The 13,460-nt window shown below is 57.1% G+C and carries 11 protein-coding genes; 5 read left to right on the forward strand and 6 right to left on the reverse strand.

The genetic code is table 11. The features are described 5' to 3' along the window. Positions 1-65: 65 nt before the first annotated feature. Positions 66-1,292: an aminopeptidase gene (locus tag AC3WQH_RS12880; protein ID WP_005835300.1), complete on the reverse strand. Its 1,227-nt coding sequence runs from the start codon at positions 1,290-1,292 to the stop codon at positions 66-68. Between the two features lie 237 nt (positions 1,293-1,529). Between AC3WQH_RS12880 and pepF the strand changes: the two genes are divergently transcribed. Together pepF and AC3WQH_RS12890 are read left to right on the forward strand one after the other, a co-directional pair. After that, positions 1,530-3,329 carry an oligoendopeptidase F gene (gene pepF / locus AC3WQH_RS12885; RefSeq protein WP_005835298.1) on the forward strand — a complete coding sequence of 600 codons (1,800 nt, stop codon included), beginning with the start codon at positions 1,530-1,532 and terminating at the stop codon, positions 3,327-3,329. 115 nt (positions 3,330-3,444) lie between these two features. Continuing rightward, a complete protein-coding gene (locus AC3WQH_RS12890) occupies positions 3,445-3,759 on the forward strand; it encodes an MGMT family protein (RefSeq protein WP_005835296.1) in 315 nt (104 codons plus the stop codon). Between the two features lie 54 nt (positions 3,760-3,813). On the opposite strand, the gene AC3WQH_RS12895 is transcribed toward AC3WQH_RS12890, so the two are convergent. After that, positions 3,814-4,173, reverse strand: coding sequence for a Lin0512 family protein (locus AC3WQH_RS12895; RefSeq protein WP_005835290.1), 360 nt, complete (start codon positions 4,171-4,173; stop codon positions 3,814-3,816). 165 nt (positions 4,174-4,338) lie between these two features. Between AC3WQH_RS12895 and AC3WQH_RS12900 the strand changes: the two genes are divergently transcribed. Further along, positions 4,339-6,303, forward strand: coding sequence for an ATP-dependent DNA helicase (locus AC3WQH_RS12900; protein ID WP_026557137.1), 1,965 nt, complete (start codon positions 4,339-4,341; stop codon positions 6,301-6,303). Positions 6,304-6,505: 202 nt separating this feature from the next. Here the strand turns inward: AC3WQH_RS12900 and AC3WQH_RS12905 are convergent, their stop codons facing one another. From AC3WQH_RS12905 to AC3WQH_RS12920, 4 genes are all read right to left on the reverse strand, one after another. Next, positions 6,506-8,128, reverse strand: coding sequence for a multicopper oxidase family protein (locus tag AC3WQH_RS12905; protein ID WP_005829521.1), 1,623 nt, complete (start codon positions 8,126-8,128; stop codon positions 6,506-6,508). 231 nt (positions 8,129-8,359) lie between these two features. Further along, positions 8,360-8,530, reverse strand: a complete 171-nt coding sequence (locus AC3WQH_RS12910; RefSeq protein WP_309478718.1) for a hypothetical protein — start codon at positions 8,528-8,530, stop codon at positions 8,360-8,362. Continuing rightward, positions 8,499-8,666 (reverse strand): hypothetical protein, encoded by a 168-nt coding sequence (locus AC3WQH_RS12915; RefSeq protein ID WP_309478717.1) that lies wholly within the window; start codon positions 8,664-8,666, stop codon positions 8,499-8,501. The genes AC3WQH_RS12910 and AC3WQH_RS12915 overlap by 32 nt, the downstream gene beginning before the upstream one ends. 479 nt (positions 8,667-9,145) lie before the next feature. Beyond that, positions 9,146-9,766 (reverse strand): hypothetical protein, encoded by a 621-nt coding sequence (locus tag AC3WQH_RS12920; protein WP_157179536.1) that lies wholly within the window; start codon positions 9,764-9,766, stop codon positions 9,146-9,148. 237 nt (positions 9,767-10,003) lie between these two features. On the opposite strand from AC3WQH_RS12920, the gene AC3WQH_RS12925 reads away from it, so the two are divergent. Together AC3WQH_RS12925 and AC3WQH_RS12930 are read left to right on the forward strand one after the other, a co-directional pair. Beyond that, a complete protein-coding gene (locus tag AC3WQH_RS12925) occupies positions 10,004-12,145 on the forward strand; it encodes an acyltransferase family protein (protein WP_290425995.1) in 2,142 nt (713 codons plus the stop codon). A 298-nt stretch (positions 12,146-12,443) separates the two neighbouring features. After that, a complete protein-coding gene (locus AC3WQH_RS12930) occupies positions 12,444-13,370 on the forward strand; it encodes an MsnO8 family LLM class oxidoreductase (protein ID WP_026557140.1) in 927 nt (308 codons plus the stop codon). The last annotated feature ends 90 nt before the right edge of the window (positions 13,371-13,460 follow it).

Here is a 13,460-nt window from a genome sequence, read left to right on the forward strand (position 1 = left end):
TGGCTCCCGACAGGGCCTGATCCTCTTTTTGGTTGGCTGAAAGCGTGCCGTTCGGCTCATTTGGCTTACGCCCAGTTGCCGTTGCGGAACAGCGGCTCACGCACGCCGTCCGCTGTCTCGCCGTCGATGTTCATCTCTGCGGAGCCGATCATGAAGTCGACGTGCACCAGGCTCGTATTGATGCCGCGGGCTGCCAGCTCTTCCTGGCTCATCGCTGCGCCGCCTTCGATGTTGACCGAGTAGGCGCTGCCGATCGCGAGGTGATTCGAGGCGTTTTCGTCAAACAGCGTGTTGTAAAAAATGATGTTGGACAACGAGATCGGAGACTGGTGCGGCACAAGCGCGACTTCGCCGAGATAGTGCGAGCCTTCATCGGTCGCAACGAGTTGCTTCAAAGCTTCTTCGCCCTTTTCCGCGCTGACCGAGACGATTTTGCCCTGCTCGAACGTCAAGGTGAAATTTTCAATCACATTGCCGTGATAGCTCAAAGGTTTCGTGCTGCGGACGGTTCCGTTTACGCCGTCTTTTTTCGGCGCGGTGAACACTTCCTCGGTCGGCATGTTCGCCATGAACGCCGCGCCTTTTTCGTTCACGCTGCCGCCGCCGATCCAGATGTGACGGTCAGGCAGCTCAATGGTCAATTGCGTGCCCGGCGCCTCGTAGTGGAGGTAGCGGTACTGCTTGGCGTTCAGTTGCTCTACTTTGCTGTTCAGCGTGGCATGATGCTCGTGCCACGCCTGAACAGGATCGTCCGTGTCCACGCGCGTCGCCCGGAAAATCGCGTCCCACAGGGCAGGCACCTGTTCGTCGGCGGGCAAGTCAGGAAACACCATGGCCGCCCATTCCGGCGACGGGACAGCAATCACGCTCCAGCTTACCTTGTCCGACATGGTGTAGTTGCGGAACGTCCGCAACGCTTGTCCCGCTGCCTTGTTCGCAGTCGCGATTCGCTCCAGCTTGACACCTTTGAGCAAATCCGGGTTGGTCGAGTTGATGTACAAAAACGCCGCTCCGTTTTCGGCCATCTCCTCCAGCCCTTTTGCCTTCCACTGCGGATAATCGGCAAAAGCTTCATCCGGCGCGAGATCGTATTTCATGCGGGTCAGCTCGTCATCGGTCCAGTCGATATGTACGTGTTTGGCTCCTGCTTCATACGCTTTGCGCGCTACCTTGCGCACGAACGGAGCAGCGGAGAGCGGAGCAGTCACAACCAGTGTTTGCATCGGCTGTACATTGACGCCGACTTTTACAGCGAGATCGGCATAGCGGTCAAACAAAAGTTCGAAAGACATAGGAAAGCCTCCTTTTCACTTGCGTTCAGCACCTCTCTATTATACCTGCACAACGGGAGTTGCTCGCTAGTCATTTTGAAAAAATTTCCTTGGAAAGCGCAGAAACAGACAGATTACGGAAGTTTTCGCGACATTTTTCGTTTATTTATTTTTTGGAATGGGAGGAAAATTCAAACGAGAATCAAACTTGAATAATAGAAAACATTTTATTGTAGGAATCATAAGGAGGCAGACACAGTGAAGACGAGACAGACGCGTGACCAGGTAGCCGTGGAATATACATGGAACCTGGATGACTTATTTGCCAGTCAAGCAGCGTGGGAGCAGGAGCTGGACGAGATTATCAGCCAACTGCCGGCCGTAACGGCTTTCAAAGGGCAACTGCACACAGGCGCAGAAACATTGCTGGCCTGCCTGGAAGCAAAAGAAGCGATCGAGGTTCGCGCCAATCTTGCAGCTACCTATGCTCGCCTGCGCTCATCCGAGGACGGAACCAATCCGCAAAATCAGGCAAATTCCGCGCGTGTCGGGGACGTCGTCTCCAGGCTGAACGCAGAGCTTTCGTTTGTGCCATCGGAAATTTTGGCCTTGCCGGACGGCACGATCGAGAAGTTCCTGCAAGAAGAGCCGGGTCTTGCGCCTTTCCGCAAAAGCCTTTCCGATCTGCTGGAAACCAAGCCGTATCGGCTGTCTGCGGAAACCGAAGCGTCGCTTGCCGCACTCGGCGAAGTATTCGGCGCTCCGTACACGATCTACCAGCGCGGGAAGCTGTCCGATATGTCATTTGCGCCCGTGCAGGACGGGGCCGGAGCAGAGCGCCCGGTGTCTTTTGCCCTGTTTGAAGCCGACTACGAAATGTCTGCGGACACGACGCTGCGCCGGGCTGCCTACGAATCGTTTTCAAACACGCTTGCTGCCTACCAAAACTCGTTTGCCGCTGTGTACGCCACTGAGGTGAAAAAGCAAACCGTGCTGTCCAGGCTGCGCGGCTTCGAGACAGTGACTGACATGCTCTTGCACACGCAGCAAGTAACACTGGACATGTACCACAACATTCTCGATATCATCGGCACAGAGCTGGCGCCGCACATGCGCCGCTACGCCAAGCTGAAGGCGCGCGAGCTGGGGCTTGAAAAGCTGAAATTCTGCGACCTGAAGGCGCCGCTTGATCCGGAATTCAGCCCGCCGATTACGATTGAGGAAGCGGGCCGCCTGATTCAGTCTGCTTTGCAAGTAATGGGACCGGAATACTCCGCAATCATGGAAAAGGCGTTGAACGAACGCTGGATCGACTACGTGGACAACGTGGGCAAATCGACAGGAGCGTTTTGCACGACACCGTACGGCAACCACTCCTACATCCTCATTACGTGGTCGGGCAACATGCGCAGCGCCTTTACGCTGGCTCACGAGCTGGGGCACTGCGGCCATTTCACGCTGGCGACCCGCGAGCAAAGCTATACCAATTCGCGTCCGTCCTTGTACTTTATCGAAGCGCCGTCGACGATCAACGAGCTGCTTCTGGGGCAGCACATCATGGCGCAGTCCGACGATCCGCGCCTCAAGCGCTGGGTGATTTTGCAACTGATGAATACGTACTACCACAACTTCGTGACGCACCTGCTGGAAGGCCGCATGCAGCGCAAAGTGTACGAGGCGGCGCAAAACGACGTGCCGCTGACGGCAAAAAAGCTGTCGGAATGGAAAGGGCAAGTGTTGGCGGAGTTCTGGGGAGACGCCGTGGAGCTTGACGAGGCAGCCAGCTTGACGTGGATGCGCCAGCCGCACTACTACATGGGGCTGTACCCGTACACGTACGCGGCGGGCTTGACCGCTTCCACCGCGATGGCAGCGAGCATCAAAGAGGAAGGACAGCCAGCCGTCGATCGCTGGCTGGAAGTATTGAAGGCGGGCGGCACCTTGAAGCCGCTTGAACTGATGCAAAAGGCGGGAGTGGACATGTCCCAGCCGCAGCCGATCCGCGACGCTGTCGCCTACGTGGGCAGCCTGGTAGACGAACTGGAAAGGCTGTTCTAGTTGTAGCCGGGCCAGCCGTTCGCGCAGGCAAACAGGAAAAAAGGCTTGTGATGGCGAAACCGTCACAAGCCTTTTTCAACGTCATCTTTTTACAAGAAAGATAGGAGCGCAGGAAATGACCGAATTTACAGAGCGAGCCGTAAAAATCATCGCCAGCATCCCGCCGGGCAGCGTCATGACGTACGGACAGATCGCCGCCTTGGCGGGAAGTCCGCGCGGAGCCAGACAAATTGTGCGGATTCTCCACTCCATGTCGCAAAAATACAAGCTTCCGTGGCATCGGGTCATCAATGCCAAAGGCAAAATCGGATTGCAGGACCGCGATTCCATGAATTTGCAAAAAATGCTGCTGGAAGGCGAAGGCGTAGCAGTCTCCGAGGCAGGGGAGATTGACCTCGAACGCTATCAGCACCATCCCGATTCGCTTTAGGCAGCTTGACCGCCTTCGTGTCGCCCAGCCCAGCCCAATCCGGCTCGGCCTAGCCTAGTAGCCTACTTCCACAGAGGCAATGACGACGTAAGCCAGATCGTTTTTGTCATCCTTTTCCGCGATCACGACGCCGCTTGACGTCAGCATGCCGCCGTCCACGACCTCAAACGACACTTCTCCGTACGGCAATTCGGCGCGCACGGTGTCCAGATCGAGCTTGTCGCGGTCGGCTGGCACAGCGAGGCGGACGTTGACCTTCATATTGTGAATATCGTTGCCGGGCAGCACGGAGCGCAGCCCTGGCATCGAATTGTGATGGATCGCGTTTTGGACAGCGCGAACGGCTGCTTTCGTGACGTTTTGCCCGTGGAGATCAATCCCCATTCCGATTTCGATAAACATGACCTTGTCCATTGTCGCATTCACTCCTACATTTTCCTTCGGTGTTCCTCTTTCATCTTACCACGGATCGCGATTTTTTCGCTCCTGACGTCTTGTGTTTCTCCACAAGTCATGTCATCATTACACTTTGGCATCATTGCTCGATGATTCTTTTACCATAATGGAGGCAGGTCTGAAGTGGAACGGTATCCTTTTGCCCACGATCCGGCCCAGCCGTTCATCCCGCAGGTGAGCGACTGGGTAGCGGACGTTTTTTACGATACGTTGCCAGAGGCGGGCTTCGAGGTCCGCGATGAGCAAATCTACATGGCGTTTCAGCTTGAACGGGCCTTCCAGGAAAAGCGGACGATTTTCGCCGAGGCGGGAGTCGGGACGGGCAAAACGCTCGCCTACCTGCTGTACGCGGTCTGCTATGCCCGCTATATGAGAAAGCCGGCGATCATCGCCTGTGCCAACGAGTCGCTGATCGAGCAGCTCGTGAAGCCGGAAGGGGACATCGCCAAGCTGGCCAGGCACCTCAACCTGACGATTGACGCGCGACTGGGAAAATCGCCGGACCAGTATATTTGCTTGCGGAAGCTGGACGAGGCCCGTCACCAACTGGATGGCGATGAAGTTTTCCAGGAAATTTACGAGGGGCTGCCGTCTTTTGTGCACACGCACGAAGCGCTCCAGTCGTTTTATCCGTACGGGGACCGCAGCGCTTACGCGGCATTGAACGACCAGCAGTGGGCGAAGATGAACTGGGATGCGTTCCAGGACTGCTTTGTCTGCGACAGGCAGCATCGGTGCGGACAGACGCTGTCGCGCGACCACTACCGCAAGTCTGCCGATCTCATCATCTGTTCGCATGATTTTTACATGGAGCACGTCTGGACGTACGAGGCGAGAAAGCGGGGCGGACAGCTTCCGCTTTTGCCGAGCCACAGCTCTGTCATTTTTGACGAAGGGCATTTGCTGGAGCCTGCCGCGCAAAAGGCGTTGACCTACAAGCTGAACCACGCCGTTTTTGAAGAGATCATTACGCGGCTGCTGCAAGGAGAGATCAGGGAGTCGCTGGCCGTCGCCATCGAAGAAGCGATCATCCAGAGCGAGGAACTGTTTTCGCGCTTGAACGCCGAGAGCAAGCCAGTCGCGGGCTCCGCGCGCAAGGAAATCGTGTTTCATCCCGAACTGATTGCAGCCATTCACCGCTTTACGAGCCTGATTGGCTCGATTGAAGAGGAGCTGGCGCTGGAGAGCGGCCTGTACACGCTGGACGACTTTCAGTTGCGGATCGTCGAGGAGCATCTGGAAATGATGCAGCTCGCTCTCGGCCTGTTCCAGCGGCCCGATCACGTCATTTCCTGGATGAGCGAAGAGTGGACAGGCCCGACCTTGGTCGTCATGCCCAAAATGGTGCAGGAAGTGCTCCGGGAGCGCGTTTTCTCGCAAAACATGCCGATCGTTTTCTCGTCTGCGACTTTGTCGGTAGAAAATTCGTTTGCCTACATCGCGGACAGCCTGGGCATTGAAGACTACTTGTCGTTTTCCGTCGCTTCCCCGTACGACTACGCGGAGCAGATGGAAGCTTTCGTTCCGCCGCTGTCCTGTACGCAGCCGTTCGCCGAAAAAATGGAGCTGGCTGTCGCCTTGCTGCAAAAAACCGGGGGACGCGCGCTGCTTTTGTTTTCCTCCCTGGAAGAAATGCGGGAGTTCAAAAACGCGGCGGAAGCGTACCCTGCGTGTGCCTCGATGCGCTTTTTGTACGAAGGCGACGCGGAAATCAGCCACCTGATCTCCTGTTTTCAAAACGACGAGGAAAGCATCCTGTGCGCCGTCTCGCTATGGGAAGGGCTGGATGTGCCGGGGCCGTCTCTCTCGAACGTCATCATCTGGTCGCTGCCGTTTCCGCCGAACGATCCGGTGTTTGCCGCCAAGCGAAAAAGCGCAGCGTCGCCGATGGAAGAGGTCGACCTGCCGTACATGTTGCTGCGACTGCGCCAAGGGATTGGCCGCCTGATTCGCACCCGCGAGGACAGAGGCATCGTCTCCATACTGAGCCCGGAGTTGTGGAGAGACGAACAGTTGCGAAAGCACGTGCAGAGCGTCTTTCCCGCAGGCGTGCGATGGCGCGAGACGCTTGCGAGCGAGGTTGTGTAAGCGAGCTCAAGCTTTGGGCAAGACCGCTTTTGGCTAGGTGCAAAAGTCCAGCGGGGCGCACGTGCGGCGCTTTGCGAAGAAACGGCGCTTCCGTCGTTTCTGTTCCAAAAAGCAAAAAGGCAGGAGCCAGATGGATGGCGTCCTGCTTTTTTGTGCGTAGCGGTTTTCGTTTTTGCCGTAGCGGGTGCAAGCGCGAATGTTGTTACTCCGGCATGTTGCCGACGGTCGGATCGACGACGAAGTCCCGCTGGAAGCCCGCGTATTTGACCTCGGACACCATCCCTTTGGCCGCATGCCCCAGGTCGTGGCAGTGGAACATCCACTCGCCGGGATTGTCAGCCGCAAAGGCGACGACGTAGGACTCGCCTGGCAGCACATTCAAGGTGTCCTTGACCAGCGGCGAGCCGGACACGGGCTGGCCGTTTTTGCTCAGCACCTGGAAGAAGTGTCCGTGCAAATGCATCGGGTGGACGTCCTCCGGCGAGTTGTTGACGATGGTCACCTTGACCCGGTCGCCTTTTTTTACATCCAGCGGAGGGACGTTCGGGAACGTTTGGCCGTTGATCGTAAACACCATCTGCCCGTCGCGCGAGTCGGTGTTCAAGTCCATTCGGTATGTGATATCGTACGGCTGCTCCAGCGAAAAGCTGCTTTGGGCCGCTTCGCCGTATCGGGTGAGATCAATGACCGGGAGTTGACCCGACTCCGGTTTGGCCTGCGCCGCTTCGTAGCCTTCGTAGACGATAGGCACGGCAAGCGATTTGGCGCCAGGGTTGTCGCTTCGCTCCTCCAGCAGCCATGTTCCCGGGTTGTTCGCTACAAATTCGAGATCGTAGCGCTCGCCGGGGGCGATGTTGAGCAACTGTCCGCTCGTGAGCGGCGGATTGTGCAGCGGCTGCCCGTCCGTGGAAACGATTTGGAACGCATGTCCTTGCAGGTTCAGCTTGTGCGACAAATACCCGGCATTGATGAGGCGGATGCGGACTTTTTCGCCTTCCTTCACGCGCAGCGGAGCGATGGCAGGTCCCGTCTTCCCGTTGACGGAAAAGATCGTGTACATGAGCGGCATCATTTTCGCGTCGCTCATGTTCGCCATGTCGTGGCCGCTCGCAGCAGAGGTGGCGGGAGCGGCGTGGTCAGCACCGTGGTTCATGCCTGCCATCGAGCCGCCGCCACCGTGCATTTCGGCCATGCTGTCGTCCTGCATCCATTCGTCGAGGACGAGCGTGACGTCTTTGTCTGCTGGCTCCGGCGTTTTCGGCTCGACGACGAGCGAGCCGTACAGCCCTTTGTCGACCTGCCTGGAGCTGTTTTGATGCGAGTGGTACCAGTACGTTCCCGCCACGTCGACCTTGAAGCGGTAGGTGAAGCTTTCGTTTGGCTTCACCGCATTTTGCGTGACACCGGGGATGCCGTCCATGTTGTTTGGCACAGGCAGCCCGTGCCAGTGGATCGTCACCGGCTCCGGCAGTTCATTTTTCAAGGTGACGGAAATCGTCTCGCCCTGCTTGACGCGAAGCTGCGGTCCAGGGACGGTTCCGTTGTAGGTCCAGGCTGTTTTCATCGTCTGGTCGTCGAGGTGCAGCATGCTCTCTTTTGCCGTGAGGGTGAACGTATTGCCCGTCAGCACCTCCATGGCATTGTCGCCTGACGCAGTCATCGGTTGGGAGGGAGCAGCCGGTTGCTGCGTCGCGCTTTGGTCGGCTCCCATGTCGTGCCCGGCGTGGCCCGCGGTCGTCGCTTGCTCGGTCGAGCAGGCGGACAGAAGCAGCAGACCGCCCAGCAAAAGCGGGAAGGCTGTGCTTCGTAACGATGATTTGTTCATGATTCTGGCGTCCTCCTTTGCGCACTTTCGAAAAAAGCGTAGCAAAGGAATGTGGAGAAACCATGAAGGCGCGAGGGACGGGGAGGAAAAAAAGCGGCTTTTTCTGCGGCGGGAAAAGCGGGAAAGTGGCAAAGCGTCAAATCACCAAATCACCAAATCACCAAAGCACAAAAGCGTCAAAATGCCAAAATACCAAAATACCAAGGCGCCGCCCAACGGCCAGTCCAACGGTCAGTCGCCGCGCCTGTTTGAATCGGCGCTCGCCAGCGCGTGCTTTTGCGCGTCGCGTTTTGGCCGTCCCAGGCCATGAACAGCGATCAGGCGAAAAAAGACAGCGGCATCCCGGCAAGTGAGCCATGGTGCAGGCAGCTCATGCCGCTCGTAAGCAGTCTTGACCAGCACGCAGCAGCCAAGCCCCGGCACAGCGCCGACCGTCCTGCGCCATGAACAGCGACCAGGCGAAAAAGGACAGCGGCATCGCGGCAAGCGAGCCATGGTGCAGGCAGCCCATGCCGCTCGTACTCAGTCTGACTAACACGCAGCAGCCAAGCCCCGGCACAGCGCCATCCGTCCCGCGCCAAAAACCCCGACGGCGAAGCCGAGAAAACAGAGCCGGAAAAACAAGGCTTGCTTTTGCAAATGTATGACACTTCTGTTACGATCTGAGCGAAACCGGCGAAGAGAGCGTGAAAAATGCTATAATGGAGTATCCTCCATGCAAAAATGAAAGTAGATTGGGACAGGGATGGTGTTCACTTTTGGGTAACGTGGATTTTGCAAGCTTACCTTGGAATTTGTTTTGGATCGGAATCTCCTATTTTTTGGTGACCGGCGCTTTCTTCTGTATTGGCTTTATGCGTCTTGTATCCCAGCGGGTGAAAAGCGGCATCGTCTGTATGGTCATCGCGGTCATCAGCGGGGGACTATTCCTGAACTATTTGTTTACTCATCACATTTAATTTTCGAAACCATGGCTCTGCCAAGCCATGGACGAATCCTGGTTGCACCTATACCGGATCAGAATGATCTGGACAAAACATCCCATGCGGGCCTGATGTGTATCGGACATCCTGATTCGATAGCAGTACATAGTGGAGCTGACGGTGGAAACGCGCCGTCAGCTTTTTGCGTCTGTCCGGCCCGGAAAAAAGAGGCATGCCGCCCGGAAAAATGCGCATAAAACCAGGCCATTTGGCTGAAAACAGAAGCGCTGCTCCCTGTCTTTTGCCGCAGCTTTTGGCGCCTGTGATTTCCCGGAAAAAATCGGCAGGGAATGTAAACAATTTGTAACGCGTTTTTGTCTTTGTGCGTCTTATAATCAGGATACAAGAGGTTGCCGGGCACAAAGCAGAAGGCATGAAAAAGGTGACCGGGCAACTGATTTGGGCCGATCAGATTTTCTTGCAAAAATCCGGTCGGCACCGATGCAGCGAAGGCTTCGTCCACATCGTTGGGAAAGTCTGGTTTGCGCACAAAAATCAGGAAGGAAAGAGGGGAAACAGCCATACATAAGAAGAAGGCGCACACATTACGGAAAGTACGTAGGGCACCACATCCTGAATACGGGCAATGATGATTGGAGGATTCATTTTCCATTGCAGATAATGAACGAGACCAACCCCCGTTTTCTTCAGCCAACCTTTAAGAAACCTGGGGTTTTTGCATTCATATAGCACGCAATTCCCGATGTGTAATGACTGCCCCCGTCAACTAATAACGAAACAGAACGGAATTAAAAGGGGAGAGTGCAGATGAGCTGCATGGCGAGCACGGTAAGCAAGAACAAAGCAATGGTTTTTTCGAATGGCAAGGATCTGACGCACAAGCAAGTGGAAGTACGGACTCGCCAAACAAACAGCAGAGGAGGCCGCCACCATGCCTGAACCGATCAAGGCTTCCAACAGCCGTTACATGCCCGGAATCGACGGGCTGAGGGCACTGGCGGTACTCGCAGTCATTATTTATCACTTGAATTACAATTGGGCGCCGGGAGGACTGCTCGGAGTCGGGATCTTTTTCGTCCTCTCGGGTTACCTGATTACTGATTTGCTGATTGCCCAGTGGAGCAGGCACGGGCGATTGGATATGAAAGACTTCTGGCTGCGCAGGGCCAGACGGCTGTTGCCGGCACTGTTGCTGCTGATGGTCGTCGTCGTGATGAGCGTCGCGCTGTTTGTCCCGGAGCAAATGGGACGCTTGCGCGGGGATGTGTGGGCGGCTGTTTTTTACGTCAGCAACTGGTGGCTGGTCTTTTCCGAAGTATCGTATTTTGAAAAGTTTGGCCCGCCTTCGCCGCTCGGTCACCTCTGGTCGTTGGCTGTAGAGGAGCAGTTTTACTTGATCTGGCCTCTCCTGGTCGCGCTCGGGCTGTCCGTGGTCAAACGCCGCGGCCCGCTCGTGATGCTGACGCTCGGCCTGGCTGCACTCTCGGCAATCCTGATGGCCGTGCTGTATGTGCCGGGAGAAGACCCGAGCCGGATTTACTACGGAACCGATACACGGGTGTTCGCCCTTTTGATCGGTGCTGCTCTGGCCATGATGTGGCCGAGTCGCAAGCTGACCACGAACATCTCCGGCAAGGCGCGTCTGACGCTGGACGTGGTCGGAGCTGCGAGTCTCGCGATTTTGCTTCTGTCGATCTGGAAAACGAACCAGTACGATGACTTTTTGTATCAGGGCGGGCTGGTGCTGCTGTCGCTTGTAAGCGCGCTTTTGGTAGCTGTCCTCGCCCATCCGGCAAGCGCTCTGGCGAAGGTGATGGGCTGCAAGCCGCTCAAATGGCTCGGCGTGCGCTCGTACGGCATTTATTTGTGGCATTATCCCGTAATCGTGCTCACGAGTCCGACTGGTATGGAGGACGGAGGCGTGATCGCGGTCGTGCGCGCCGCTCTGCAACTTGTCGCTTGCATCGTGCTGGCCGCCTTGTCCTGGAAATACGTCGAGGAACCGATTCGCCACGGCGCGCTGGGCAGACTGTGGGCGAACGTCGGCTCGGGCAAAAAGCGGGGGGCTTCCAAGCGTTCTACCCGCATCCTCGCCACAGGATGCGCCTTCGCGCTGTGCGTCATTTACTTTGGAGTCGCGACCTTGACTTCCGGCGCTACCGCTGGCAACAGCTCCCCGCAGCCAAAGCCGGTGGAGTCGGCCTCCGCCGCAGACGCTGCGGGACAAAAGGAACAGGCTGCCGAGCGCGCCGGAAAACCGTACGGCCCGGAAGTGCCAGCCGTTGTGAAGAAGCCGGACCCGGCACCGAAGCCAGATAGCCAGACGGCGGCAAAGCCGAAAAACGAAACAAAGCCAAACGCAACCAAGCCTGCTGCGGACAGCACCAAGCCCGCGCAAAATCAGGACAATTCCGCCGATTCCAAACAGCCGAAAGCTTCGGATGCGCCAGCCGTCGCTGTCCAATCCGGCAAAGGAATTACTGCCATCGGCGACTCGGTCATGCTCGACGTGGAGCCGTATCTGGAAAAGCTTTTGCCCGGGATCGTAATTGACGGCAAGGTCGGTCGGCAAATGTCGCAAGCGCCTGACACGATTGCCGCCTTGAAAGCGCAAGGGCGGCTCGGCAATCGCGTCATCATCGAGCTGGGGACGAATGGCTCCTTCAGCAAAGGCCAACTGGATAAGCTGCTAAAGGCATTGAATGGCGTGGAGCAAATTATCGTCATCAACACGCGGGTTCCGAAGCCTTGGGAAAGCGTTGTCAACCAGACTTTGGCAGATGTGGAGGCAACCCATCCGAACGTCAAGCTGATCGACTGGCATGCGGCCAGCGCCGGGAAAAACTCGTACTTTTACAAGGACGGCGTGCATCTCAACTCCGAGGGCGCACGGGCGTACGCGCTGCTCGTAGCCAGCGCGCTCGCTCCGACCGAAGCGGACAAGGAGAGCGAGGCGCAAGCACCGAAGCCAAATGAGGAAAAGCCGCAACAGCAACAGCCAGCGGCTCAGGAGGACAACAAGCAGGAGCATGCGCAAAAAGAACCGCAGGAAGCGGAAGAAGCGCAGCCATAAACGGAATCGCACAAAACAGGCCAGTCTGCCGAAAGGGGGCTGGCCTGTTTTTATGTTGTGAGAGTTGCTAGTAGTAGTATTCACGTCAGCATCCAGACTGGCAGGCAAACAGCCGGACGCCGCATTTGTCGAAACAGTTGCCATCTGGATCGTTGTGGAATCGCACCGGATAGCGCTATAGTGAACAAGACAGGCCCGATCGCTGGAACGTCATAGGCGGCAAGCAGTCCCATCGACTTTGCTGCCAAAACATAGAGGCGCCTGGCAAAAGAACAAGGCAGTTAGGTGGAATGCACATATGACTTTAGAAAAACTAAGCGTGCTGGATTTGTCGCCCATCTACGGGGGAGTCGATCCGGCTGTTGCCCTGCGGCAATCAGTGCTGCTGGCCCAAACCGCTGAAGCGCTCGGCTACTGCCGTTACTGGGTGTCCGAGCATCACGACATGCCCGGATTGGCTTCGTCTGCGCCGGAAGTTTTGCTCGCGCATATCGGGGCACAGACGAGCAGCATCCGGATTGGGTCGGGAGCGGTGCTGCTGCCGCATTACAAGCCGTACAAAGTGGCCGAAGCTTTTCATCTGCTTTCGACCTTGTACCCTGGGCGAATCGATCTTGGCGTCGGCCGCGCGCCGGGAGGCTCTGCGCATGCGACGATGGCGTTGAACGACCATTTTTTGCAGCAGGTTGGCCGGATGCCGGAGCTTGTCGCGCAACTGGCTGCCTTGCTGGGCCACGCGTTCACCGTCGAGGGCGAGCCTGTCCTCGCCCGACCGCTCCCGCCACAGCCGCCGCAGCTATGGTTGCTCGGGACCAATCAAAAAAGCGCGGGCTACGCCGCGGCAAACGGGGCAGGCTACGCGTTCGGCCTGTTTATGAGCGAAGCGGAAGGGGAGGACGTCATTGCCGCGTACAAGCGAGACTACAAGCCGTCCGTCCGGCAGCCAAAGCCGGAGGTCATCGTTGCCGTCGGCGTCATTTGCGCCGAGACGATGGAGGAGGCGAGCGCCTGTGCGCAAGCGAGCAGCGCCGCGTTCCGCAGGCCGCCGATCGCGGGCGACCCGCTTTTTGTCCGGGAAAAGCTGCAAGAACTGGCAGAGCGCTATCAAGCAGCGGAAATCATGGTCATCACCGACATTCCGGATTACGCCAAACGGCTGCGCTCCTACGAGCTGATTGCCCACTCCGTCTTTGACCTTGGTTCCCCGGCTTGCCGCCAGACATAAATTGGGGCAGAGTATGGCGCATCTGCACATGGACTTTTTTGGCCTTCTCATGTACGATTGCATACGGGATTCCATCATGTAACGGGTGAA

The sequence above is a fragment of the Brevibacillus sp. FW301-21C12A genome, from assembly GCF_058788915.1.